This window comes from Mycolicibacterium sp. SMGY-1XX, assembly GCF_059132455.1.
Genome location: NZ_CP101139.1, coordinates 3,948,805 through 3,974,111, shown reverse-complemented (window position 1 = coordinate 3,974,111; position 25,307 = coordinate 3,948,805). Strand labels below are relative to the sequence as shown.

Below are 25,307 nucleotides of genomic sequence, written 5' to 3'. Positions count from 1 at the left end.
CCTCTCTGGTCTGCATCGATATCGATCTGGAATGTCCGACACGCCGAATGGGTACTTGACTTTGTGGAGATTCGGTAACGGTTTGCGATGGTGCTGCCGATACGCATGGTGAGTCTCGTAACGGCAGGCGGGCTCCGTTCGCGGAGCCGGCCCGGATCTGATCGGAGCACCCGATGCGTCGCAGCACCTCACCGGTCCGCTGGGTTCTGACCGTGCTGGCCGCGGCGTTTGTCGCGGTGTTCGTGTCTCCGGCCGCCGCTGCGCAGCCCGGACCGATGGTGTTCCCCGGCATGGAGATCCTGCAGGGGGTCAACCGCTGCACCCTCGGCTACGTGGATCCCGCCATGCGGATCGCGTTCTCGGCGGGCCATTGCCACGCCGACGGCCCGGTCACCGATCGCAATGGCCAGGTGATCGGCAATGTCGCGATGTTCGAGGACAACACCCCCAACGGCGCCGTCGTCACCACCGATCAGGTGATCACCGACTATCAGGCGATCGTGCTGGCCGACAACGTGACCGTGAACAACGTCCTGCCCGGCGGCAAGCCGTTGGAGTCGGTTCCCGGCCGGGTCGCCGCCCTTGGTGAGCCCGTCTGCCACTTCGGCATCATCACCGGCGAGAGCTGCGGCACCGTCGAACGCGTCAACAACGGCTGGTTCACCATGACCAACGGGGTGGTGAGCCAGAAGGGTGATTCCGGCGGCCCGGTGTATGTCTACGAAGGTGACCGCGCCGTCGTGATCGGACTGTTCAACAGCACGTGGGGCACCTTGCCCGCGGCGGTGTCGTGGCAGGCCACCGGCGATATCGTGCGCGCCGGAATCGGTGGCGTCGTGACCGCCGCCTCGGCGCAGACTCCCGCTCCCTAGGACAGCGCGAACACGGGAATCGACGGCGCCACCGCGCGCATCTGCTCGGGACCCGACTCCGGCGTCAATCCGCCGATATGGGTCTTGACCTCCCAGAACCATCGATCGAGGTAGTGCTTCAGCAGTGGCGGTTTGGCGTCGTCCGCCACTTCGGACAGCGAAACGGTGCGGGAACGCCACCGCGGGCCCAGGCTCACCTGCCCGGCCGCCCTGGCGTTGCGCGCCCATTGGGTGTTGCCTCGCGGTGACACCAGGTAGTCGACGCCGTCGACGGTCATCAAGTTGATCACCACCGAGCGGGTGACTCCGGTCTTGCGGCCGCGAACCCGCAACACCTGCGTGCCGGCCAGGCTGATGCCGGCCTCGGCGAGCCAGCGGATCAGCGAATTGCCGGTGCGGGCAATCAAATTGGGTTCGTCATAGCGGGTAGTCATCGGTTCTCCTCTGTCGGATCGAAATTCAAGAGCACTGCTCTCTCATCAGGGTGGCACGGTTGGGCGCTCAATTCAAGAGCAATGCTCTCGTTTCGTGCGACACTGGTGCGGTGGGTAAACGCCAGGAGTCACGCGACCGCATCGAGGCGCAGATCATCGAGCTGGGCCGTCGCCATCTGGTGACCGAGGGGGCAGCCGGCCTGTCGTTGCGGGCCATTGCCCGCGAGCTCGGCATGGTGTCCTCGGCGGTGTACCGCTATGTCGCCAGCCGCGACGAGTTGCTGACCCTGCTGCTGATCGACGCCTACACGGACCTCGCCGATGCCGTCGTGCAGACTCAGGCCGGGGCCGGTGGAGGATGGCGCGATCAGGTACTCGCGGCCGCGCACGCCGCCCGGGCCTGGGCCGTCGCCTCACCCGCCAGTTGGGCGCTGCTCTACGGCAGCCCGGTGCCCGGCTATCAGGCGCCGGCCGACCGGACCGTCGGCCCGGGCACCCGGGTGGTGGCCGCGCTGTTCGCCGCCGTCGACGCCGGTATCGGGGATGGCGATATCACTGCCTCGAAAGTGTCTGTGGGGAAACGGCTTTCGCGAGACTTCGACGGTCTGCGTGCTGAATTCGGCTTCGGTGGCGACGACGCGGTGGTGACGGCGTGTGTGACCCTGTGGGCGGGCCTGGTGGGTGCGATCAGCCTCGAGGTGTTCGGTCAGTACGGAGCCGAGACCATCAGTGATCCCCGGGCGTTGTTCGATCTGCAGGTCCGCCTGCTGCTCGAGGTGGTGGGCGGTCGCCAATGATTCAGCATTGACTTATATAAGTGAAAGCTTTAATCTCGGGGTGTGCACGCGTTCGACGTACTCGGTGACGCGGTACGGCGCCGGATACTCGAACTGCTCGCCGACGGTGAGCAGTCCGCCGGGGCCATCGCGGGCGTCGTCCGGGCGGAATTCGGTATCAGCCAGCCCGCGGTGTCGCAGCACCTGAAAGTGCTGCGCGACAACGGTTTCGCGTCGGTGCGACCGGACGGGCAGCGCAGGCTCTACGCGGTCGAGCCCGCGAAGCTGCGTGACATCGACGAGTGGCTGGACGGTTTCCGCAAGTTCTGGGCACCGCGCCTGGATGCACTGTCCACCGAGATCGCCCGCGGCAAACGGGACAAGCGCACGTCAACCGAGGATCAAGGAGACCACTGATGGACGTCAGCCATCACGTCAATGCCGTCGCGCGTACCGTGGGCGGCCGCACACTCGAGGCCGGTGAAGCGCATGTGGTGACGCTGAGCCGCAGCTATCCCACCGATGTCGAGGATCTGTGGGATGCCTGCACCAACCCCGAGCGGCTCCCGCGGTGGTTCGCGCCCGTGCGCGGCGACCTGGAACTCGGTGGCACGTACCAGGTGGAGGGAAATGCCTCGGGCACGGTGCTCACCTGCGACCCGCCCAAGACCTTCACCGCCACATGGGAATTCGGCGGCGGCGTCAGCTGGATCGAGCTCCAGATCATCGCCGAGGGGCCTGAACAGACCCGCATGCAGCTCGATCACATCGCCTTTGTGGACGACGACATGTGGCCGCAGTACGGCCCCGGGGCGGTGGGCGTCGGTTGGGATCTGGCGCTTCTGGGCCTGGCGATCCACCTGGAGACCGGCAGGCCCGTGCCGCAGGAGTTCAAGGAGGAGGAATGGGCCACCACGGGCGATGGCCGCGAGTACATCCGCGCCGCCGGCGAGGGCTGGTACGCCGCGCACACCGCCTCCGGTGAGTCGGCGGAGGTGGCGCGGCGCGCCGCAGACAACACCATTGCGTTCTACCGGGGGGATCCGCCCCCGCAGAACTAGAACGTGTTTCAATTCCCGCCTCTGCTGGGCTAATGTGCTTTCTTGATGAGTGCACCTGTCCAGACCGCTGTCCAGATCGCCTGGGTGACGCCGGACCTCGACGCCACCGAGGCGGCGCTGACCAACCTGCTGGGCGTCCGGACGTGGGTGCGGATTCCCGACGTGCACTTCGGCCCGGACACCAACACCTACCGCGGCCGCCCCGCTGACTTCGTCGCCAGCATCTCGCTGAGCTATCTGGGCGACATGCAGCTCGAACTCATCGAGCCGGTGCGCGGCGGCGCCAACGTCTACAGCGACTTCCTGCGCGAACGCGGAGCCGGGCTGCATCACATCTGCATCGACGCGGTCGACCAGGCGGGCTTCGACGCGGCGCTGGCCAACGCCACCGCGCACGGTGCCGAGATCGCCGCCCAGGGCACCATGCCCGGCGGAATGCGCTTCGCCTATGTCTCCGACCCCCGGGCCGGCGTGCCGTACCTCGAGATCGCGCTCATTCCCGACGAGATCAGGGCGTTCTTCGACTACATCAAGCAGGAGCAGCAATGAGCATCGAGATCCCGCCCGTCCTGAACGACGCCGATGCCGACTGGACCGACGAAACCGACGTCGTGGTCCTCGGATTCGGAATCGCCGGCGGCTGTGCCGCGGTCAGCGCCGCCGCGGCAGGCGCCCGCGTTCTGGTACTGGAGAAGGCGGCCGCGGCCGGCGGCACCACGTCGATGGCGGGTGGTCACTTCTACCTCGGCGGCGGTACCGCGGTGCAACAGGCCACCGGGCACCAGGATTCGCCCGAGGAGATGTACAAGTACCTGGTGTCGCAGTCCCGCGAGCCGGAACTCGACAAGATCCGCGCCTACTGCGACGGCAGTGTCGAGCATTTCGACTGGCTGGAGAATCTCGGCTTCCAGTTCGAACGAAGCTATTACCCGGGCAAGGTCGTCGTCCCGCCGGGCACCGAAGGGTTGTCCTACACCGGTAACGAGAAGGTGTGGCCGTTCTGCGAGCAGGCCACGCCTGCGCCGCGTGGGCACTCGGTGCCGGTTCCCGGCGAACTGGGTGGCGCGGCGATGGTGATCGACCTGCTGCTCAAACGCGCCGCCGAGCTCGGCGTGCAGATCCGGTACGAAACCGGGGCCACCGCTTTGGTCACCGACTCCGGGGGCGGCGTCGTCGGCGTGCGCTGGAAGCACTTCGGTGACACCGGCGAGGTCAAGGCGAACTCGGTGATCATCGCCGCCGGGGGTTTCGCGATGAACGCCGAGATGGTGGCCGAGTACACCCCCGCCCTCGGCCAGGAACGCAAAACCAAGCACCACGGGATGGTGGCGCCGTACATCCTGGGCAACCCGAACGACGACGGACTCGGCATCGGGTTGGGGGTCTCGGCCGGCGGTGTCGCCCTCAATCTCGATCAGCTGTTCATCACTGCGGCGGCGTATCCGCCCGAGATCCTGCTCACCGGCGTCATCGTCAACGCCGACGGCCGGCGGTTCGTGGCCGAGGACTCCTACCACTCACGCACCTCGGCGTTCGTGCTCGAACAGCCCAACCAGACGGCCTATCTCATCGTCGACGAAGCCCACATGCAGATGCCCGAGATGCCTCTGATCAAATTCATCGACGGCTGGGAAACGGTCGCGGAGATGGAATCCGCGCTCGGCATCCCCGCGGGCAAGCTCGCCGCGACGCTGGAGCGCTACAACGCCAACGCGGCCGAGGGCGTCGACCCCGATTTCCACAAACAGCCGGATTACCTTGCCGCACAGGACAACGGCCCGTGGGCGGCGTTCGACCTGTCGCTGGGCGTCGCGATGTACTCCGGCTTCACCATGGGTGGGTTGAAAGTGTCCATCGACGGTGAGGTGCTGCGCGCCGACGGCAGCGCGGTGCCCGGCTTGTACGCCGCCGGCGCATGCGCGTCGAACATCGCCCAGGACGGCAAGGGCTACGCCAGTGGCACCCAGCTGGGCGAGGGGTCTTTCTTCGGCCGACGGGCGGGGGCGCACGCCGCCAGACAGTCAGGCGCGCACTGAAGGTGACAACCCGTCGCTAGTCCTGCCGGGCGCCCACCGGTGCCAGCCGCCACTCACCGCTACCGAGCAGGGCCAGCTCCTGGTCGTGATGGCTGATCACGGTGCCGCGATGCGCAACGCTGACCAGGATCGTGTCGGGCAGGTCATCGCGCACCATCTGATACAGCATGGTCTCCAGGCCGACATCGAGCGCCGAGGTGGCCTCGTCGACGAACACCGCCTTCGGCTTGGTCAGCAGCACCCGCGCGAACGCCACCCGCTGCTGCTCGCCGGGGGAGAGCACCTTGGCCCAGTCCTGCTCCTCGCCGAGTCTCGCGGCCAGATGCGGCAGGGCCACCTTGTTCAACATGGCGGCCAGCTCGTCGTCGGGGATGTCGCCGCCGCGGCGGGGATAGGACAACACCTCCCGCAGATCGCCGAGCGGCACATACGGCATCTGCGACAGGAACATCGTCTCGTTGGTTCCGGTGGGGCAGCGCAATGTGCCGCTGGTGAAGGGCCACAGCTGGGCGAGACTGCGCAACAACGTGGTCTTGCCGGTGCCGGACACGCCCGTGATGGCCAGGGTGTCCCCGGCCGTGAGCTCGAGATCAATGGGGTTGATCAGCTGGGTGCCGTCCGGTTTGCGCACCTCGACATCGGCCAGTTCGACCCGGTTTCCGGAGCTGGGCTCGACCGTCAGCGTCGGCAGTTCGCGACCTTCGTCATTGGCGACCACCAGGCCGTGCAGACGGATGATCGCCGCGCGGTAGCCGGCGAAGTCGTCGTAGGCGTTACGGAAGAACGACAGGCCCGTTGTGAGTGCACGGAACGAGCTTGCAGTTTGATACAGCGCACCGAGGGCGATCTCTCCGTCATAGAACCGCTTGAACTGAACCAGCAGCGGTATGAGCTCCTGCGCCTGGGTGATGGAGACGTTCCAGCCGTAGAACCCCGTCATTCGGTTGACGTACTTCTTGTAGTTCGTGACAACGGGCGCAAACCTCCGCCGCAACCCCGTGCGCTCGGCAAACTCACCGCGGTAGAACGCCACCGCTTCGGACGCATCCCGTAAACGGACCAAGGCGTAGCGGAAGACGGCGTTGAACTTCTCGTTGTCGAACGACAACCGGATGATCGGCCGACCGATCCAGAACGAGACGACTGTCGCGAACACGATGTATGCGATGCCGATCCAGAAGATCGCCTTCGGCAGCGTGTATCCGACGAGTGGCAAGGTCACCGGTCCGGACAGGTTCCACAGGATGGCGGTGAACGAGATCATCGACGCGATCGAGGAGACGGCGCCAAACAGCAGCGTGGTCTCCGACGTGTTGTTCGGCTTGTTCGGTTGAGAGTTGACGCCGGCGGTGAAGATGTCGATATCGGCCTGAATACGCTGATCCGGGTTGTCGATGGTGTCGTCGATGAAGCGCGCCCGGTAATAGGCCTTGCCCTCCAGCCAGTTGTCGGTGAGCTGTCCGGTGAGCCAGGCCCGCCACCGCAGCATGAACCGTTGGGCCAGGTAGAGATCGAGCATGGTCTGTGCAACCGAGATTGTCGCCAGCACCGCAAAGGCCCAGAACGACAACCAGAAGCCGCTGCCACCAGACTGTCGCACCGCTTCGTCTCCGGAGCCCAACCCGGCGGCGATGACCTGGAAGCTCGTCGTCTGATCGCTGCCCACGTAGCTGAACAGCACCGACAGTCGAACACTGACCATCACCGACAGCAGTAGGCCCGCGAGCCACACCCAGACGATCACACTGTCGCGGCCGACGAAATAGCCGCGGGTGACCCGCCAGAACTGCTTACCCCACTCGGTGAACTTGACGATCAGGAACAAGCCGGCGAGGGTGGCCACGGCCGCGATCGCCCACGCTCGTGCGATCCACCACAGCGACGCCCACAGCTCGTTGCTCCAGTCCAGCGTCGGGACGAACATCTCCACCGGGGCAAAGTACCGCGTCAGACCCCGGTGCGTCGGGAACCGCTAGCCAGAGTTCGCGAGTTGATCCAGCCGCCACTCGCCACCGCCGAGCAGGCGCAGCTCCTGCTCGTGATGCTGTTCGACGCTGGGGCGATGGCTCACGCTGACCATGATCAGATCCGGAAGCTCCTGGCGCAGGGTCGAATACATCACATACTCCATGCCCTCATCCAGCGCCGAGGTGGCCTCGTCGAGGAACACCGCTTTCGGCTTGGTCAGCAGCACCCGCGCGAACGCGATGCGTTGCTGCTCACCCGGGGAAAGCACCTTCACCCAGTCGCGTACCTCACCGAGCCGGTGTGTCAGGTGTGGCAGCTGGACCTTGACCAGTGCGCGCTGCAGTTCGGCGTCGGGGATCTCACCGGGGCAGGAGGGGTAGGAGACCACCGCATGCAGATCGCCCAGGGGTATGTACGGCACCTGCGAGAGGAACATGGTCTGGTTCGCCCCGCCCGGGCGGCGCAGGGTGCCGGTGGTGAACGGCCACAACTGGCCCAGACAGCGCAGCAGGGTCGTCTTTCCCGATCCGGACACACCGGTGACCACCAGCCCCTGGCCCGGCTCCAGGCGCAGATCGACCGGGCGGATCAGGATGTCTCCGGTGGGGGTGCGGACCTCCACGTTGTCCAACTCCACCGCGCCGTCGGTGGTGTCGGCGGTGGTGAGCTCGGGCAGGTGCCGGGCCTGCTCGTTGGACTGCACCAGCCCGTCGAGGCGGATGATGGCGGCCTGGAAGCTGGCGAACTGGTCGTAGGCGTTGCGGAAGAACGACAGCCCGTCGAGGATCGCCCCGGTGGCGCTACCGGACTGGGTGACATCGCCGTAGGTGATCTCCCCGTCGAACATCCGGGGCGCCTGGACCACCAGTGACAGCGGCACCGCGGCCTGGCTGGCTGACAGGTTCCAGCCGGTGAAACCGATGGTGCGGCGCACGTAGTGGCGGTAGTTGTCGATCACCCCGGCGAACCGGCCGTGCAGCTGGACGCGCTCGGCGCGCTCGCCACGGTAGAACCCGACGGACTCGGCCATGTCCCGCAGCCGCACCAGCGCGTAGCGGAACGCCGCATTGCGGGCCTCGTTGATGAAGCTCAGCCGGATCAGGGGCCGGCCGATCCAGAACGCCACGGCGGTGGCGACCAGAACGTAGGCGATGGCGATCCAGAACAGCGCCTTGGGAATGGTGATGCCGAGCAGTTCGACCGGCCCGGCCAGTCCCCACAGGATCGGCCCGAAGGAGGCAACCGACAGGATCGAGCTGATGGCGCCGAACAGCAGTACCGAGCCGGTGCCGTATTGCGGGACGTTGGGCGTGGTACCCACCCCGGTGGTGAAGATGTCGATGTCCTGCTGGATGCGCTGGTCCGGGTTGTCGATGGTCTCGTCGATGAAGCGGCAGCGGTAATAGGAGCGGTGGTCCAGCCAGTCGCCGGTGAGCCGATCCGTCAGCCAGACCCGCCAGCGGATGATGAAGCGCTGCATCAGGTAGATGTCGAGCATGGTGCGCACCACGTGGACAGTGGCCAGCAGGACGAACATCTTCATCGCCGTCCAGAAGCCGTCCTGCCCGGACTGCCTGGCCGCCTCGTCCTCGCCCTGGAACGCCACCTGTAGCGCCGTGGTCTGGTCGTTGTAGAAGTAGCTCAACAGCACATCGAGGCGCACCGAGGCGACCACCGACAGCAGCAGAACGGCGAACAGGCCCCACACCGGCAGGCTCTGGCGGCCCTTGAAGTAGGCACCGGTGACTCGCCAGAACTGCCGTCCCCAGGTGGTGAACCGCAGTAGCGCGGCCACGATGGCCAGCGATACCGCTGCCGTCACCGCGAACACCCACGTGATCCACCACAGCGATTCGCCGATCTGGCTGCTCCAGTCGATCGACTGCTCGAACATATGACTCCCGGGTGCTGGGGCGTCACCCGACGCCGACCGACTTGGGCAAGCTACCCCAGCGGAGGCCGTTCGGCGCGAATCGGGCTCAGGCGAACGTCGCTTGCAGGTGCTGCACCAGGGTGTCGCAGAGATCGTCCGCGGTGACGGCGCGGGCAGCCAATCCGAGATAACCGTCGGGGCGGACGACGTACACCGAGACGTCCTTGGCGACATAGGAGTGGGCGAACTCCCCGTCGGTGTCGTGGATCACGGGCAGGACGGTGCCGGTGACGTCGGCGTCGGGATCGGCGACGATGTAGACCTGCGCGCGCTCGTGGGCGGCGGCGACGGCGGCGCCTGCCGCCGCTTCCAGCGCCGCCACCTCGGCGGTGCCGGCTCCGGCGTACAGGAGCACCGTGTGGTCGCGGCGGTTGAGCAGGCTGAACAACCGGAACGGTTCGGTCACCGCGTCGCGCCGCAATCCGGTGGCGTCCGGTGCCCGTTCACCGGCGCCGTCGGCGACCAGGGGACTGCCGGCATAGGAGATCAACAGCTGCGCTTCCCGGCGCATGACGTAGCTGGGATCGGCTGCGTCCGAAACGATTCCGGAGCGCGCGCTGCGCACCGTGCGTCCCACCACGTCTTCGCCCACCGGCCGTCGTTCGGCGTCATAACTCGCCAGCAGGCCGTCGGCCGCTTCGCCGCGGACCGCCAGCGCGAGCTTCCATGCCAGGTTGTGCGCGTCCTGGATGCCGGTGTTCATCCCCTGCGCGCCGGTGGGTGGGTGGATGTGGGCGGCATCCCCGGCCAGGAACACCCGACCCGTGCCGTAGGTGTCGACGATGCGATGGCTGATCCGGAAGACCGATGACCACCGCAGGTTGCGGGCCGTCACCGGCTCGGGCGACAACCGGTCGAGCACCTTCTGGATGTCGTCGAGTTGCGGCGCGCGAGAACCCTCGAAGCCGTGGGCCACCCCGTCGGCGGGTGCGGTCGACAGGTCCGGGGGCACCAGCATCGACATCCGGTACCGGCCGCGGCCCGGCAGTGGGATGCACACCAGAAGGTCGTCGGTGACACCGTCGGTCTGGTGCATCGAGCGCAACGCGACACCGCGCGGCAGCGACCAGTCCACCTCGACATCGCCGAGCATGTACTGCTCCTCGAACGCCGCGCCCTCGAAGCTGCACCCCAAGGCCTTGCGCACCGCACTGTGGGCGCCGTCGGCGCCGATCAGGTAGCGGGCACGCACCGTGGATTCCTCGCCACCGGAGACGGCGACCGTCACACCGGCGTCGTCCTGCTCGAAACCGGTGACGCGCAACCCCCGCTGCACCGCGACACCGCGACGGGCCAGTTCGTCACGTAACACCCGCTCGGTGGCGTACTGCGGAATACAGATGAAACCGAACGGCACATCCGGGGGCAAGACGAGTTCGAGTTCGGCGACCCTGTTGCCGTTGACGTAGACCACTTGACCGCGCATCGGGATGGACTCGTCGAGAATGGCGTTCACGACGCCCATGCCTTCGAACACCTCGAGCGTACGGGGTTGCACGCCAACAGCTTTCGCGTACTGAGGCGGTTCGGTCAACGGATCGAGGATGCGGCAGCCGATCCCGCGGCGGTTCAGTTCGATCGCCGCGGTGAGGCCGATCGGCCCCGCGCCGGCGATCAGGACATCGGTGTCGGGGGTCTGCGCCACAGCGCAATTATGCCCGCGCAGGTCCGTTACGCTGGGCTTTCATGGACAACGCCGGCCGCCTGATCGCCCGCCCGCGGTGGTCAACACCTTGACCGACCCCGCGGTGGCCTGTCCGCGCCGCTCCAAGCCGGCCTGATTCGCCGAAATCGGTGACCGGCTGGGTTCGGCTGGTGATGCTGGAACCGTGCACCTGAGATTCCACGACGGTGACGCCGACTTCGCAGCGGTGGCCGCGCCCGTGTACCGCCGCGATCCGGTGCTGCACACCGTCGAGTTGACGTTGTTGCGGGGTGGTCCGTTGCCGGGAGACAGCGCGCCGCTGCTGGTGACGGTATGGGACGGCGGCCGGTTGGTGGGTGCGGGTATGCGCACCCCGCCGTATCCGTTGCTGTGCAGTGGCCTTCCTGTCGACGCGATACCCGCCGTGGTCGACGGGTTGCGCGGCGCGGGTGTCGCGGTCCCCGGCGTGCGTGGATTACGAAGCACAGCAGAGGCTTTCGCGCAGCGTTGGGCCGCGGTGGTCGGGTGTGCGGTCGGTGTCGACACCGAGGAACGGCTGTACCGGCTGGGTGCACTGCAGCCCCCGACCGGTGTGCCCGGGGCGGCTCGGCTGGCCGGCAACGCGGACACCGCGCTGCTGATCGACTGGCAGTGCGCCTTCGCTGGCGAGGCCTTCGGACACGAGCCGGACCAGGCTCTGGCGCGCGCTGCGTTGGTGTCTGCCGATTCCCACGGTGACGCGCACTGGTTGTGGACGCTGCAAGGTGTTCCCGTGGGTATGGCCGGCGTGCGTGCACCGGCGGCCGGCGTTTCCCGGGTGGGTCCGGTGTACACCCCGCCGGAGCAGCGCGGCCACGGCTACGGCTCGGCGGTCACCGCCGCGGCGTGCCGGTGGGCGGCGGGGATGGGCGCCGGCGACATCGTGCTGTTCGCCGATCTCGCCAATCCGGTGTCGAACCGCATCTATCAGCGCATCGGTTTCGCGCCGGTGGCCGACACCGTGCACCTTCGTTTTACGGGCTGACACGACGCCGCCGAGCGCACCGATTTGTCCGTGAAACCCGGGGTGTCGACGGACAGACACGCGCGCTCGGCGTGGTTGATCGGCCGCGTACGGTTGTCCTGTGGCACGCACCTCCTCGAAGACCAAACCCGGCGACAAGAAGCCCGGCAAGATCAGCGGCCGGTTCTGGAAGATGCTGGGTGCCAGCGCGGACAAGAACCAGGTCAAGTCCATGTCCGAGGTCCACGACTCGGCTGCCTTCGACGCCAAGGCCGCCGAACTGGACGACGAACAGCTGCGCAAAGCAGCCAAGCTGCTCGACCTGACGGCGCTCGCCGAGGCCGCCGACATCCCGCAGTTCCTGGCCATCGCCCGTGAGGCCGCCGACCGGGCCACCGGCCTGCGCCCGTTCGACGTCCAGTTGCAGGGTGCGCTGCGCATGCTGGCCGGCGACGTGGTGGAAATGGCCACCGGTGAAGGCAAGACGCTGGCCGGTGCGATCGCCGCGGCCGGTTACGCCCTCGGCGGCCGCCGCGTCCACGTCATCTCCGTCAACGACTACCTGGCCCGCCGTGACGCCGAGTGGATGGGACCGCTGCTGGAGGCGATGGGCCTGACCGTCGGGTGGATCACCGGTGACTCCACCGCCGAAGAACGCCGCGCCGCCTATCAGTGCGACGTCACCTACGCCTCGGTCAACGAGATCGGCTTCGACGTGCTGCGCGACCAGCTGGTCACCGACGTCGCCGACCTGGTGTCGCCGAACCCCGATGTGGCACTGATCGACGAAGCCGACTCCGTCCTCGTCGACGAGGCGCTGGTGCCGCTGGTGCTGGCCGGCACCACCCACCGCGAGACGCCGCGGCTGGAGATCGTCGAGTTGATCGGCAACCTGGTGCCCGGCACCGATTACGCCGCCGATGCCGACCGGCGCAACATCCACCTCACCGAAGACGGGGCGCAGAAGGTCGAAAAAGCCCTCGGGGGGATCGATCTCTACTCCGAGGAACACGTCGCCACCACGCTGACCGAGGTCAACGTCGCCCTGCATGCCCATGTGCTGCTGCAGCGCGACGTGCACTACATCGTCCGCGACGGCGCCGTGCACCTGATCAACGCCTCGCGCGGCCGCATCGCGCAGCTGCAGCGCTGGCCCGACGGTCTTCAGGCCGCGGTCGAGGCCAAGGAGGGCATCGAGGCCACCGAGACCGGTGAAGTGCTCGACAACATCACCGTGCAGGCCCTGATCAACCGGTATCCGACCGTCTGCGGCATGACCGGTACCGCCCTGGCCGCCGGTGAGCAGCTGCGCCAGTTCTACAAGCTCGGGGTGTCGCCGATCGAGCAGAACACCCCCAACATCCGCGAAGACGAAGAGGACCGCGTCTACATCACCGCTGCGGCCAAGATGGACGCGGTGATCGAGCACATCCAGGAGGTGCACGCCACCGGCCGGCCGGTGCTCGTCGGCACCCACGATGTCGCCGAATCCGAGGAACTGCACGAGCGGCTGGTGAGACGGAAGGTGCCCGCCGTCGTCCTCAACGCCAAGAACGACGCCGAGGAAGCCGCCGTCATCGCCGAGGCCGGCGCACTGGGTGTCGTCACCGTCTCCACCCAGATGGCCGGTCGCGGTACCGACATCCGGCTGGGCGGCTCGGACGAAAAGACCCACGATGAAGTGGTGGAGCTCGGCGGCCTGCACGTCGTCGGCACCGGCAGGCACAACACCGAGCGCCTGGACAACCAGCTGCGTGGCCGCGCCGGCCGCCAGGGCGATCCGGGTTCGTCGGTGTTCTTCGCCAGCTGGGAGGACGAGGTGGTGGTAGCCCACCTCGATGCCGACAAGCTGCCCAACGAGACCGACGACGACGGCCGCATCGTCAGCCCGAAGGCAGCCAGCCTGCTCGACCACGCGCAGCGCATCGCCGAGGGGCGACTGCTCGATGTGCATGCCAACACCTGGCGCTACAACCATCTGATCGCCCAGCAGCGCGCCATCATCGTCGACCGCCGCAACACCCTGCTGTCGACGCCGACCGCGCTCGAGGAACTCAAGGAACTGGCTCCGGAGCGCTACGCAGAACTGCGCGAAACCGTCTCCGAGGACGAGCTGGAGCGCATCTGCCGGCTGATCATGCTCTACCACCTGGACCGTGGCTGGGCCGACCACCAGGCCTTCCTGTCGGATATCCGGGAGAGCATCCACCTGCGCGCCCTGGGCCGGCAGAACCCGCTCGACGAGTTCCACCGGATGGCCGTCGACGCCTTCACCTCGCTGGCCGCGGACGCGGTGGAAGCCGCTCAGCAGACCTTCGAGACCGCCGACGTGCTCAGCGACGAGCCGGGCCTGGACCTGTCCAAACTGGCGCGCCCGACGTCGACCTGGACCTACATGGTCCACGACAACCCGCTCAACGACGACACGCTGTCGGCCCTGAGCCTGCCGGGCATCTTCCGCTGACGATGGCCCACCTTCCCAGCTGGGCTCGTCCCTCACCCCGCATCGGCGGCGGACGGTAGGTTTACTGCCTATGACGCCTGCACCGGGGGGCACGCGTGACCGGGTACTGACCGTGCCCAACGTGCTGTCCGCTGTGCGCCTGATCCTGATCCCGGTGTTCGTCTACCTGCTGCTGGGCGCCCACAGCCAGGTCGCGTACGTATGGGCCGTCGGCATCCTGGTGTTCAGCGGTGCCTCCGATTGGCTCGACGGCAAGATCGCCCGCAGTTTCAAAGACCAGTCCTCGCGGCTGGGGGAGTTGCTGGACCCGGCCGTCGACCGGCTGTACATGATCGCCGTGCCCATCTCGTTCGGCCTGGCCGGCATCGTGCCGTGGTGGGTGATCGCGATCCTGATCGTCCGCGACGGGCTGCTGGCGGCGATGTTGCCGGTGCTGCGCAGCCGCGGGCTGACCGCGCTGCCGGTCACCTACATCGGCAAGGCGGCGACGTTCGCGTTGATGTCCGGCTTCCCGCTGATTTTGTTCGGGGCAGGGGTTGCCACCGAAACAGCACTGTGGGGCGAAGTGATCGGAGCCTGCGGCTGGGGGTTCTTGATCTGGGGCGTCTACATGTATGTCTGGGCGTTCGTGCTGTACCTCATCCAGCTGACGCTGGTGGTGCGCCGGCTCCCCAAGGTGACATCGTGACCGACCCCGACCGCACGCTCGGCGGTTACAACCCGGTGGCCGGGCTCAACGCACACCGGGAGAATCCGGTGCAGAAGCTGCCGGTGCCGTCGCTGCTGCGTTCCCTGCTCTCCGAGCATCTGGACCCCGGTTATGCGGCGGCCGCCAAAGCCCGGGCCGAAGCCGAGCGCCCGCCCCCGCGCGCCAGGCGCTGGCTCTGGCAGGCCCTGGCCGCGATGTTGATCGCCACGGTGTTCGCCATCGCCGCCGCACAGGCCCGCTCCACCGCGCCGGGGGTCAGCGAAGCCCAGCACGTGTTGGCGGGCAGTGTGCGCTCGGCGGAGGGCACCACCGACGACCTCGCCGCCCGTCGCGACACCCTGGCGGCGGAGGTCGACGACGTGCAGCGCCGCCGACTGGCCGACGACGCGGAAGGCCAGCAACTGCTCACCAGGCTGGACGAACTGAACCTGCCGGCGGGCACCACTCCGATGATCGGGCCCGGTATCACCGTCACGGTCACCGACCCCGGGGTGGGTCGCGATCTCACCGACGTCTCCAAGCAACGGGTTCCCGGGAGCCAGCAGGTGATCCTCGACCGTGACCTGCAGTTGGTGGTGAACTCGCTGTGGGCCTCCGGCGCCGAGGCCATTGCCGTCGACGGAGTGCGGGTGGGGCCCAATGTCACCATCCGGCAGGCGGGCGGCGCCGTCCTGGTCGACAATCACCCCATCAGCAGCCCATACGAGATCGTCGCCCTCGGACCGCAGAATGGCCTGCGAGACGGGTTCGACCGCAGTCCAGGCCTGATGCGGCTGCGGCTGCTCGAGATCTCCTACGGAGTCGGTGTGACGGTCAGTGCGGGGGAAGGTCTCACAGTGCCGACCGGCGCTGCCCGGGACATCAAATTCGCCCAGCAGATTGGCCCCTGACCATGCGATCTTGGGAGATTCTCACGTGATCGGGATCGCCGCGCTCGTCGTCGGCATCGTGCTCGGTTTGGTGTTCCAGCCGAGTGTGCCGGAGCTGATCCAGCCGTACCTGCCGATCGCCGTGGTGGCGGCGCTCGACGCGGTCTTCGGCGGTCTGCGTGCCTATCTGGAGAACATCTTCGACGCCAAGGTTTTTGTGGTGTCCTTCGTCTTCAACGTGTTGGTGGCCGCCTTGATCGTCTACGTCGGCGACCAACTCGGCGTCGGCACCCAGCTGTCCACGGCGATCATCGTGGTGCTCGGAATCCGCATCTTCGGCAACGCGGCCGCCCTGCGCCGCAGACTGTTCGGCGCCTGACGATGGCCGACGAGACCCAGCGGGGCGCGAACCACCACGGCCGGCACGAATTCCCCGCCGGCACCGAGCCGGCACGCAAACGCACCCGCTCGCAGCTCGTGTTCGGTGTGCTGGCGGTGCTGCTGTGCCTGGTCCTCGGTGTGGCGATCGCCACACAGGTGCGCCAGACCGAAACCGGCGATTCGCTCGAATCGGCCCGGCCCGCCGACCTGCTGGTGCTGCTGGATTCGCTGCAACAGCGTGAGGCGGCACTCAACACCGAAGTCGCCGAACTGGCGCGCACGCTGGCCTCGCTGCAGGCGTCGGGAAGCTCCGATCAGGCCGCCATCGACAATGCCCGGGCCCGGCTGGCCGCGTTGTCGATCTTGATCGGCACCGTGGGCGCCACCGGTCCGGGAGTGATGGTCACCATCGACGACCCGGCCTCCGGCGTGGCGCCCGAAACGATGCTCGACGTGATCAACGAGCTACGCGCCGCGGGGGCCGAAGCAATGGAGATCCGCGCGGCCGACAAGGCGGTGCGGGTGGGCGTGGACACCTGGGTGGTCGGCACGCCCGGCGCCCTCGCCGTCGACGGGCAGGTGTTGGCGCCGCCCTATTCGGTTCTGGCGATCGGTGATCCGCCGACGTTGGCGGCGGCCATGAACATCCCCGGCGGCGCCGTCGACAGCGTCGAACGGGTGGGCGGCAGCATGACGATTCAGCAGTCCGAGCGCGTTGACGTGACCGCCTTGCGGCAACCGAAACCGCGCCAATACGCTCAGCCAGTCAAATGAGCCCGTACAAGTCGGCCGACAAACACAGGGAGCGAGAACCGACGTGAGCGAGATCCCCGCCGATCTGCAGTACACCGCCGAGCACGAGTGGGTCCGCCGCACCGGTGACGACACCGTCCGCGTCGGTATCACCGACTACGCGCAGTCGGCGCTGGGTGATGTGGTGTTCGTCCAGCTGCCCGAGGTGGGTGCCGAACTGACGTCCGGCGACGCGTTCGGCGAGGTGGAATCCACCAAGTCCGTCTCCGATCTGTTCGCCCCGCTGACCGCGAAAGTGGTTGCCGTCAACGAGGATCTGGAAGGCAGCCCTGACCTGGTGAACTCCGATCCGTACGGCGCAGGCTGGCTGCTCGAACTGCAGGCCGCACCCGGCGAGCTGGAGGCCGGTTTCGGGGCTCTTCTCGACGCAGAGGCGTACCGCGCCACACTCACCGAGTGAGGTGTTGTTAGGGTGCCTGCCAGCCGTGTTTCCTGCCGTGGTGGGCACAATCATGCCGATGGCGCGGTAACGTCGACATCGCGGCGGTGGGCAGCACAGTCGACCGGCGTTTATCGCCACAAGCAGCCAGTGAGGAGCAGCGTGTGACGGACAAGGACAGCAACTCGGGGGCTGACCAAGTGTCTGATGAGGTGACAGTCGAGACGACGTCGGTCTTCCGGGCCGATTTCCTCAACGAACTGGATGCGCCTGCGGCCACTGGCAGCGAAGGTGCCGTATCGGGAGTCGAAGGGCTGCCGGTAGGTTCCGCGCTGCTGGTCGTCAAGCGTGGACCCAACGCGGGTTCGCGCTTCCTGCTGGATCAGGCCAGCACGTCTGCCGGGCGCCATCCCGATAGCGACATCTTTCTCGATGACGTGACCGTCAGCCGCCGCCATGCCGAGTTCCGGCTGGAGAACGGCGAGTTCCAGGTGGTCGACGTCGGCAGCCTCAACGGCACCTACGTCAACCGCGAGCCCGTCGACTCGGCGGTCCTGGCCAACGGCGACGAGGTGCAGATCGGCAAGTTCAGGCTCGTCTTCCTGACCGGGCCCAAGGGCGAAGACGGGGGACCCGGCAGCTAGTGACCGCACCCGATACTCCGGCATTCGCCGGGATGTCGATCGGCGCGGTGCTGGACTCGCTGCGGCCCGATTTCCCGGACGTCACCATCTCCAAGATCCGGTTCTTGGAAGCCGAGGGGCTGGTGACGCCTGGGCGAACGGCCTCGGGGTATCGAAGGTTCACGGCATACGACTGCGCGCGGCTGCGGTTCATCCTGACCGCGCAGCGCGACCAGTACCTGCCGCTGAAGGTCATCAAGGCGCAATTGGACGCTCAGCCCGACGGCGCACTCCCGGACAGCGGATCGCCGTACGGGGTGCCGCGGTTGGTGTCGGCCGCCGGGGCGGCCGAAGCCCCGGCCGCGGTGTCGCCGGCCAAGGTACGGCTGTCCCGGGAAGACGTGATCGAACAGTCCGGTCTGCCCGCGCATGACGCCGAGGAGATGCTGTCGGCATTGCTGAAGGCCGGCGTGATCAGTACGGGACGGGCCGGCTTCTTCGACGAGCATTCGGTGCCGATCCTGCAGTGCGCATGTGCGCTGGCCGACTACGGTGTGGAGCCCCGCCACCTGCGGGCTTTCCGCTCGGCGGCCGACCGGCAGTCCGATTTGATCGCCCAGATCGCGGGGCCTCTGGTCAAAGCCGACAAGGCGGGCGCGCGTGATCGCGCCGACGACCTGGCCCGTGAGGTCGCGGCCCTGGCGATCACCTTGCACACGTCGTTGGTGAAGTCGGCTGTACGCGACGTTCTCAACCGCTGAGGGCTAGACTCCGTGGGACGGGTTGGTGCTCAGAATCAGGGTCGAAACCGGGTCCGGTAGAGGTTCCGAGACTGGCAGCGTCGGGCAGCAGAGCGGTGCGGAGGGCAGACACAAAATGGGTGAAGTGCGTGTGGTCGGCATTCGCGTCGAGCAGCCTCAGAACCAGCCGGTGCTGTTGCTGCGCGAGGCCAATGGTGACCGGTACCTTCCCATCTGGATCGGGCAGCCGGAAGCGGCCGCCATCGCCCTGGAACAGCAGGGCGTGGAGCCGCAGCGACCCATGACTCACGACCTGTTCCGTGATGTCATTGCCGCCCTCGGTCATTCACTCAAAGAGGTGCGGATCGTCGACCTCCAGGAAGGCACGTTCTACGCCGACCTGATCTTCGACCGCGACATCAAGGTCTCTGCGCGGCCGTCGGATTCGGTGGCCATCGCATTGCGGGTGGGTGTGCCGATCTACGTCGAGGAGGCGGTGCTCGCGGAGGCGGGCCTGCTCATCCCCGACGAGAACGACGAGGAGGCCACCGGCGCGGTGCGTGAGGATGAGGTCGAGAAGTTCAAAGAGTTCCTCGACAGCGTCTCGCCGGACGATTTCAAGGCCACGTGAGCCTCTCCGCGGGGCTTTTGCCCCGCGCGGGAATCGTTCCGACTGCGGACTGGTCACGGATGCGTCTCAACTGGTCGTTCGGGTTCGACACGCCCGGGAGAACATCGGAGGGACACGCGAACCGCGCCATACTGGGTCGCAACGACAGGCTCCCAGATGGCATCGGGGATCTGCCGGGAAGCGTATGCTCAGAGCACTCGTGCTCGGGCGATGCAGCCGGAAACGGCAGCTGACGACGAGACCGATCGGCGAGAGGAATCACACGTGGGCGAGCAGCCACGTCAGGAGCAGTTGGACTTGTTGGCTTCCGGGAAGACCTCCGGAGCCACCACCGACGCGGCGGGCCAGGAGCCGGTGGTCACCGAACCAGTGCAAGCCGGACTGTTCCCGGATGACTCGGTACCCGACGCACTGATCGGCTACCGCGGGCCCAGCGCCTGCCAGATCGCCGGTATCACCTACCGACAGCTCGACTACTGGGCCCGGACCTCCCTGGTTGTGCCGTCCATCCGCGGCGCCGCCGGGTCGGGCAGTCAGCGGCTGTACTCCTTCAAGGACATCCTGGTCCTCAAGATCGTCAAGCGACTGCTCGACACCGGTATCTCGCTGCACAACATCCGGGTGGCGGTGGATCACCTGCGCCAGCGCGGTGTGCAGGATCTGGCCAACATCACACTGTTCTCCGACGGCACCACCGTCTACGAGTGCACGTCCGCCGAAGAGGTGGTCGATCTGCTGCAGGGCGGCCAGGGCGTGTTCGGTATCGCCGTGTCCGGTGCCATGCGGGAACTCACCGGAGCCATCGCCGATTTCCCGGGCGAGCGGGCCGACGGCGGCGAGTCCATCGCCGCACCCGAGGACGAGCTGGCATCGCGGCGCAAGAGCCGCGACCGCAAGATCGGGTAACGCGGAGCGCATCACGAGAAGGGTCGCCACGGCGGCCCTTTTTTGTTGCCGCGGACAGGGCACCGGGAATGGCGTTGGACACAGTGCCGGCAGAGTGGCCCGCCGTGACACTGGTCACACTGCCGTCGTCGGGGCGGGTCGAGTGCACGGTCGGGCAGCGTGCACGCGCGGCCACCACGGGCGATGCAGCCTGGGTGCGAGAACTCAAAACGATGTAGTCAACCGCAGCCACGTTTCGTTCGTGTCACGTCGAAGTATCCACTGCTGCAGTTAATTTCACGTTACGGAGCATCTGTTTGACAGATGTAGACGGTCGCTTTTGACTGTTTGACGCGGTGCAGCGGTACCTCGGAACCTTGACTCCATCGCGCTGGCGACGAAGCCAGCCTCGATGTCGAGCCGCAACCGAAACCTGTTGGCCGCGTGGAAGGAATAACGATGAAGTCACTACCCAAGGTGATCGCGATGTGTGGCCTGGCCGCGTCCCTCGCCCTGTCTTCTTGCTCCAGTACCAGCGAAAATACCTCGGGTACAACAGAACTCGTTCTGGCTGTGGAAACCAGCGCGGGCGACCCGCTGGCCGACATGTTGTTGGCGTTCGCCGACGAGGTGGAAAACGCGCTGGGAGACTCCGTAGCGGTCACGGTGCAGTCCGGTGGCGCGATCGGAGACGAGGAGGCGGTGCTGCAGGGGCTGCGCGCCGGGGCCATCGACATCGCCGCGGTCAGCGGTTCGGTGGCCAATCTGGATCCGACGTTCAGCATCATGGACATGCCGTTCCTGTTCACCGACCGGGACACGGTGGTGGAGTTCCTCGACGGCCCCTACGGTGACGAACTCAGCGAATCGCTGGTGCAGTCCGTCGGAGCCCGGGTGCTCGGCTTCGGCGAAAACGGCTTCCGGCACATCACCAACAACACTCGCCCGATCGTCACCTCGAACGACCTGGCCGGGCTGAAGATCCGGGTGCCGGGCAACCCGGCCAGGGTGGCGCTGTTCGAAGCCCTGGGTGCCGCTCCCACCCAGATCGACATCGGCGAGACCTATTTGGCTCTCGACCAGGGTGTGCTCGACGGCGAAGAGAACCCGCTGAAGGTCATCGACGCGTTCTCGTTCTACGAGAAACAGCGCTACCTCTCGCTGACCGCGCACATCTACAGCCCGGTGTACCTGACCATCAACGAGGACAGCTGGCAGGGCCTGAGCCCCGAGGTCCAGCAGGGTCTGGAGAAAGCCGCGACCGCCGCCGCCGAAACCAGCCGCAACGCCGGCATCGAAGCCGACAACCAGCTACTGGGCAAGTTCGAAGGCGCCGGCGTGCAGGTCAACGAGGCCGATATCGAGCAGCTCAGCAACACCGTGGCCGGGGTGCGGGAAGAGATCGCCGCCGAGATCCCCAACGGTTTCGCCGAGCGCGTCCTGGCCGAGTACACCAAGTGACCGCCGCACCACACCGGAACCGGCCGCTGCTCCCACTGGGCGCGCTGAACACTGCCACCCGAATCGGTCTGGTGTACATGGCCTCGAGCACCCTCATGGAAGCCGAGATGTATGCCATGGCAACACCGGCGGCGACCATCCACACCAGCAGAGTGACTCTGCCGAGCGTCACGGTGGACGGGATCGATGCGATGATGCGCTCGCCGGAACTGCGCACCGCTGTCGAACTGGTGGCCCAGGCGCCGCTGGACGTGCTGGTCTTCGGCGGCACCAGTGCGTCCTTCCTGCACGGTAGCGAATGGGACCGCATGCTCATCGGGCATCTCGAGCAGTGGAGCGGGCTCTCCGGACGGTGCACCACCACCTCGACCGCGAGCATCGCCGCGCTCGCGGCCGTCGGCGCAGGCCCGATCAGCCTGATCACCCCGTACCGGCAGGAAGTCATCGACCGGGCCACCCGGTTCTTCGGCGAGAACGGGCATCCGGTGGTCGCGAGCGTCGGACTCGGCATCACCAGTGACCACGAACTGGCGGAGGTTCCTCTGGAACAGGTCTATGACCTCGCGGTGGACACCGACACCGACGAGGCCAGTGCGGTGTTCATCAGTTGCACCAACTTCGCCAGCGTCGGTGCCATCGCCGCGCTCGAGGCCGAACTCGGCAAGCCGGTCATCAGCGCGGTACAGGCGTCGTTCTGGTACGCCCTCGAGATCGTTGGTGTCGACGCCGCCCGGCCCGGGTTCGGGACACTGGTCGACACCCGCGTGGGAGTCGACGGGTGACAGCCGACAAGCAGACCCACCCCCTTGCCGGGCCGGCCGACGTGGAGATGCAGTTGGACTCCACGTTCGGTGTCGATCCGAACCCCGGCAGCCAGAAGCTGATCGACCGGGTCCTGGAGGTGTTGTGCGCCGCGCTGCTGGCGGCGATCACACTGATCCTCTTCGCCAACGCCATGTTGCGGTTTGCCTTCAACTCCCCACTGGGCTGGACCGAAGAACTGGTCACCGGGTTGATGCTGTGGCTGACGATGCTCGGGTTCACCCTGGGCGTGCGCCGCCGCGAGTCGATCGAGATCCGGGCGTTCGTCGGGCGTTTGCCCGTCCGGGTGCAGGTGTGGCTGCGGTTGTGCACCGATCTGCTGACCGCGGCAGTGCTGCTGCACCTGGCCTGGTTCGCTTACCAGTACGTGACCAAGTTCGGTGGCGACCCGAGCCCGTACCTACGGTTGCCCAAGGGTTTCTTCCTCGCAGCGCTGCCGGTGGGTGCGACGGTGGCAGCCGTCATCGTGCTGTTCCAATTGCCGGGTTGCCGTGCGGCGATCCTGCGTCAGCTCGACGAGGAAGAATCGTGATCCTGACCCTGACCCTGGCGGTCATCGTCGGCCTTCTGCTGTTGGGCACGCCGCTGATCATCGCGATGGCCAGCGGCGTGGCGGTCTACGCCACACTGGGTGGCTCGTGGATGCTGCAGTACCCCCAACAGGTCACCGACGGGATGAGCAGCTTCGTGCTGCTGGCGATGCCGTTGTTCATCCTCGCCGGCGTGGTGATGAACGCCGGTGGTGTCGCCGAGCGGGTGTTCGCTTTCGCGCGAGCCATTTTCGGTTCGCTGCCCGGAGGCCTTGCGCAGGTGGACGTGTCGACCAGCCTGTTCTTCGGTGGGATGGTCGGGACTTCGGTCGCCGACCTCGCGGGCACCGGATCGACGTTGATCCCGCAGATGAAGAAGCACGGATACCCTGGGCCTTACGCGGCAGCGGTGACGGCCTCGTCCTCGGGGATCGGACCGTTGATCCCACCGTCGTCGCCGATGATCCTCTACGCGGCGGCCACGGGCACCTCACTGGGTGCGCTGTTCCTGGCGGGCATCATCCCTGGCATCATCCTCACCGTCGTGCTGATGGTGGTGGTGGCGGTGCAGGCCCGACGCAACGGCTGGGGTGAGAAGATCCCGTTCAGCTGGCGCGAGGTCTGGCGCACCTTCCGTGGCGCGCTCCTGGCCTTCGGTGTGCCGCTGCTGGTGGTCATGGGACTGACCCTCGGTGTGTTCACACCCACCGAATCCGGCGCCTTCGCGGTGGTGTATGCCATCGTCGTCTCCGCCGTGGTGTTCCGCTCGCTGGGTGGGCGCCGGCTCTACCGGTGCCTGGTCGAAGCCGCGGTGCTGACTGATGAGGTGATGCTCATCGTCGGGGTGTCCGTGGCTCTGGGAGCAGTGCTGGCGATGGCCGGTCTGCCAAAAGCGCTCACCGATTTCGCCACCGCCATCGTTCCCGGAGACGCCCAGCTCGGGTATGTCGTGGTGCTCACCGTGGTGGCGATCCTGGCCGGCATGTTGTTCGACCCCCTGATTCCGGTGATCATGCCGGTGATGCTGCCGACCATGCTGGCCGTCGGGATCGACCCGGTGTACTTCGGCGTCATCATCGTGCTCACCGTCATCGTGGGGCAGGTCACGCCGCCGGTGGCGATGTCATTGGTGGTGGCAGCCAAGATCGCCAAGGTCGACGCATGGCGGGTTTTGCGGGCCAACACCCCGTTCCTGCTGGCCACCATCGCGGTGCTGATCCTGGTGATCCTCGTGCCGTCGCTGGCCACCTGGCTGCCGTCGGTGCTGGGGGAGTGAGTCGTGACCGGTGTCGATCAACTCCGCGGTATCTCGCTGACGCAGCTGCGCTACTTCATCCGGGTCGCCGAGCGCGAGAGCATGACGCGTGCGGCCGAGGACTTGTTCGTCGCGCAGTCGGCGGTGTCCTCGGCCGTCGCGCACCTGGAGCGGGAACTCGGCGTCCAGCTGTTCATCCGGCGGCATGCCAAGGGGTTGATCCTCACTGCGTCCGGCAAGGAGCTGTTGTTGCGTGCGCGCCAGACGCTGACCGCGCTGGCCGAGTCCCTGGAGTCGATAGCCGGTGACGCCCAGACGTTTTGGGGTCCCCTGCACGTGGTGTGCTTCAGTCCGATCGCGCCCTTCTACCTGCCGTCCATCCTGGCCGGGCTGAAAGCAGACCACCCAGCCTTGGAGATCCAGGTCACCGAAGCCGTCGCGGGCGAAGTAGGGGAGTACCTGGAATCCGGCCGGGCCGAGGTGGCCTTGACTTACGACCTTGCCCTCGGCGACGGGATCCAGCGTGACGTGCTGGCCGAGATCCGCCCTTACGCAGCACTTCCCGCTTCGCATCGGCTCGCCGGGGCCGCGAGCGTCCGGTTGGCCGATCTGGTGAACGAGCCGATGATTCTGGTCGATCTGCCCTACAGTCGCGACTATTTCACCGGTGTGTTCACCGAGCGCGGGATGCAACCCAACGTGCAGTATCGGTCGAGCAGCTACGAGACGGTGCGCGCGATGGTCGCCATGGACCACGGTTACAGTTTGCTGCATCAACGCCCTGCCACCGACACCACCTATGCGGGCGGCTTGGTGCGGGCCGTGCCGATCGCTGACGAGGTGCGGCCACTGCGGGTGGTGGTGGCGGGCCTGCAGGCAGTGCGTATGAGCAAGCGGGCCAGTGTATTTGCTGAGCGCTGCCGTGCCGTCGTGGCGAGAGAACGCTGAAAGTCGGGCTTTGCGACGATCGCATCCTGCGATGCTCTGCATCGGATAATCCGATGGACAACAACGAAT

General features: G+C 66.9%; 26 protein-coding genes. 22 read left to right on the top strand and 4 right to left on the bottom strand.

Annotation, left to right across the window (positions count from 1 at the left end; translation table 11 throughout):
• The first annotated feature begins 173 nt into the window (after positions 1-173).
• Complete coding sequence (locus NL241_RS19230; protein WP_494394737.1) at positions 174-872, top strand: Rv1815 family serine proteinase; 699 nt, start codon at positions 174-176, stop codon at positions 870-872.
• Here the strand turns inward: NL241_RS19230 and NL241_RS19225 are convergent.
• A complete protein-coding gene (locus NL241_RS19225) occupies positions 869-1,306 on the bottom strand; it encodes a nitroreductase/quinone reductase family protein (RefSeq protein WP_494394736.1) in 438 nt (145 codons plus the stop codon). The genes NL241_RS19230 and NL241_RS19225 overlap by 4 nt on opposite strands.
• A gap of 110 nt (positions 1,307-1,416) precedes the next feature.
• On the opposite strand from NL241_RS19225, the gene NL241_RS19220 reads away from it, so the two are divergent.
• The 5 genes from NL241_RS19220 to NL241_RS19200 are packed head-to-tail and all read left to right on the top strand — an operon-like array spanning position 1,417 to position 5,179.
• A complete protein-coding gene (locus NL241_RS19220) occupies positions 1,417-2,103 on the top strand; it encodes a TetR/AcrR family transcriptional regulator (RefSeq protein ID WP_494394735.1) in 687 nt (228 codons plus the stop codon).
• A gap of 42 nt (positions 2,104-2,145) precedes the next feature.
• Positions 2,146-2,499: an ArsR/SmtB family transcription factor gene (locus NL241_RS19215; RefSeq protein WP_494394734.1), complete on the top strand. Its 354-nt coding sequence runs from the start codon at positions 2,146-2,148 to the stop codon at positions 2,497-2,499.
• Positions 2,496-3,143 (top strand): SRPBCC family protein, encoded by a 648-nt coding sequence (locus NL241_RS19210; protein WP_487695188.1) that lies wholly within the window; start codon positions 2,496-2,498, stop codon positions 3,141-3,143. Before NL241_RS19215 ends, NL241_RS19210 begins: the two co-directional genes overlap by 4 nt.
• A gap of 45 nt (positions 3,144-3,188) precedes the next feature.
• On the top strand, positions 3,189-3,692 hold the full coding sequence (locus NL241_RS19205; protein ID WP_494394733.1) for a VOC family protein: 504 nt from the start codon (positions 3,189-3,191) through the stop codon (positions 3,690-3,692).
• Complete coding sequence (locus NL241_RS19200; RefSeq protein ID WP_494394732.1) at positions 3,689-5,179, top strand: FAD-binding protein; 1,491 nt, start codon at positions 3,689-3,691, stop codon at positions 5,177-5,179. Before NL241_RS19205 ends, NL241_RS19200 begins: the two co-directional genes overlap by 4 nt.
• Positions 5,180-5,195: 16 nt before the next feature.
• Here the strand turns inward: NL241_RS19200 and NL241_RS19195 are convergent, their stop codons facing one another.
• The 3 genes from NL241_RS19195 to NL241_RS19185 all read right to left on the bottom strand — a co-directional run bounded on the left by NL241_RS19195 (position 5,196) and on the right by NL241_RS19185 (position 10,725).
• The gene (locus NL241_RS19195; RefSeq protein ID WP_494394731.1) at positions 5,196-7,109 is read right to left on the bottom strand and encodes an ABC transporter ATP-binding protein/permease; all 1,914 of its coding nucleotides are present in this window, start codon (positions 7,107-7,109) and stop codon (positions 5,196-5,198) included.
• Positions 7,110-7,151: 42 nt separating this feature from the next.
• Positions 7,152-9,041, bottom strand: a complete 1,890-nt coding sequence (locus NL241_RS19190; RefSeq protein ID WP_487695137.1) for an ABC transporter ATP-binding protein/permease — start codon at positions 9,039-9,041, stop codon at positions 7,152-7,154.
• A gap of 85 nt (positions 9,042-9,126) precedes the next feature.
• Positions 9,127-10,725, bottom strand: coding sequence for an FAD-dependent monooxygenase (locus NL241_RS19185; RefSeq protein ID WP_494394730.1), 1,599 nt, complete (start codon positions 10,723-10,725; stop codon positions 9,127-9,129).
• Positions 10,726-10,909: 184 nt separating this feature from the next.
• Between NL241_RS19185 and NL241_RS19180 the strand changes: the two genes are divergently transcribed.
• From NL241_RS19180 to NL241_RS19105, 16 genes are all read left to right on the top strand, one after another.
• Positions 10,910-11,749, top strand: coding sequence for a GNAT family N-acetyltransferase (locus tag NL241_RS19180; protein WP_494394729.1), 840 nt, complete (start codon positions 10,910-10,912; stop codon positions 11,747-11,749).
• 100 nt (positions 11,750-11,849) lie between these two features.
• The gene (gene secA2 / locus NL241_RS19175; protein WP_494394728.1) at positions 11,850-14,192 is read left to right on the top strand and encodes an accessory Sec system translocase SecA2; all 2,343 of its coding nucleotides are present in this window, start codon (positions 11,850-11,852) and stop codon (positions 14,190-14,192) included.
• A 70-nt stretch (positions 14,193-14,262) separates the two neighbouring features.
• On the top strand, positions 14,263-14,880 hold the full coding sequence (locus NL241_RS19170) for a CDP-alcohol phosphatidyltransferase family protein (RefSeq protein ID WP_487695142.1): 618 nt from the start codon (positions 14,263-14,265) through the stop codon (positions 14,878-14,880).
• Positions 14,877-15,791 (top strand): DUF881 domain-containing protein, encoded by a 915-nt coding sequence (locus NL241_RS19165; RefSeq protein WP_494394727.1) that lies wholly within the window; start codon positions 14,877-14,879, stop codon positions 15,789-15,791. The genes NL241_RS19170 and NL241_RS19165 overlap by 4 nt, the downstream gene beginning before the upstream one ends.
• A gap of 25 nt (positions 15,792-15,816) precedes the next feature.
• Positions 15,817-16,149: a small basic family protein gene (locus tag NL241_RS19160; RefSeq protein WP_487695190.1), complete on the top strand. Its 333-nt coding sequence runs from the start codon at positions 15,817-15,819 to the stop codon at positions 16,147-16,149.
• 2 nt (positions 16,150-16,151) lie between these two features.
• Entirely contained in the window at positions 16,152-16,925 is a 774-nt protein-coding gene (locus NL241_RS19155) for a DUF881 domain-containing protein (RefSeq protein WP_494394726.1), read from the top strand.
• Positions 16,926-16,968: 43 nt separating this feature from the next.
• Entirely contained in the window at positions 16,969-17,364 is a 396-nt protein-coding gene (gene gcvH / locus NL241_RS19150; RefSeq protein WP_487695145.1) for a glycine cleavage system protein GcvH, read from the top strand.
• A 143-nt stretch (positions 17,365-17,507) separates the two neighbouring features.
• Positions 17,508-17,987: a glycogen accumulation regulator GarA gene (gene garA, locus NL241_RS19145; protein ID WP_487695146.1), complete on the top strand. Its 480-nt coding sequence runs from the start codon at positions 17,508-17,510 to the stop codon at positions 17,985-17,987.
• Positions 17,987-18,727: a transcriptional regulator FtsR gene (gene ftsR, locus NL241_RS19140; RefSeq protein WP_487695148.1), complete on the top strand. Its 741-nt coding sequence runs from the start codon at positions 17,987-17,989 to the stop codon at positions 18,725-18,727. The genes garA and ftsR overlap by 1 nt, the downstream gene beginning before the upstream one ends.
• A gap of 115 nt (positions 18,728-18,842) precedes the next feature.
• Positions 18,843-19,337, top strand: coding sequence for a bifunctional nuclease family protein (locus tag NL241_RS19135; protein ID WP_487695150.1), 495 nt, complete (start codon positions 18,843-18,845; stop codon positions 19,335-19,337).
• 264 nt (positions 19,338-19,601) lie between these two features.
• On the top strand, positions 19,602-20,243 hold the full coding sequence (locus NL241_RS19130; RefSeq protein ID WP_494394725.1) for a MerR family transcriptional regulator: 642 nt from the start codon (positions 19,602-19,604) through the stop codon (positions 20,241-20,243).
• Between the two features lie 438 nt (positions 20,244-20,681).
• Positions 20,682-21,683 carry a TRAP transporter substrate-binding protein gene (locus tag NL241_RS19125; RefSeq protein WP_494394724.1) on the top strand — a complete coding sequence of 334 codons (1,002 nt, stop codon included), beginning with the start codon at positions 20,682-20,684 and terminating at the stop codon, positions 21,681-21,683.
• Positions 21,680-22,465, top strand: coding sequence for a maleate cis-trans isomerase family protein (locus NL241_RS19120; protein ID WP_487695154.1), 786 nt, complete (start codon positions 21,680-21,682; stop codon positions 22,463-22,465). The genes NL241_RS19125 and NL241_RS19120 overlap by 4 nt, the downstream gene beginning before the upstream one ends.
• On the top strand, positions 22,462-23,037 hold the full coding sequence (locus NL241_RS19115) for a TRAP transporter small permease (protein ID WP_487695156.1): 576 nt from the start codon (positions 22,462-22,464) through the stop codon (positions 23,035-23,037). Before NL241_RS19120 ends, NL241_RS19115 begins: the two co-directional genes overlap by 4 nt.
• The gene (locus NL241_RS19110) at positions 23,034-24,311 is read left to right on the top strand and encodes a TRAP transporter large permease (protein WP_494394723.1); all 1,278 of its coding nucleotides are present in this window, start codon (positions 23,034-23,036) and stop codon (positions 24,309-24,311) included. Before NL241_RS19115 ends, NL241_RS19110 begins: the two co-directional genes overlap by 4 nt.
• 3 nt (positions 24,312-24,314) lie before the next feature.
• Positions 24,315-25,238 carry a LysR family transcriptional regulator gene (locus NL241_RS19105; RefSeq protein WP_487695159.1) on the top strand — a complete coding sequence of 308 codons (924 nt, stop codon included), beginning with the start codon at positions 24,315-24,317 and terminating at the stop codon, positions 25,236-25,238.
• Positions 25,239-25,307: the final 69 nt, after the last annotated feature.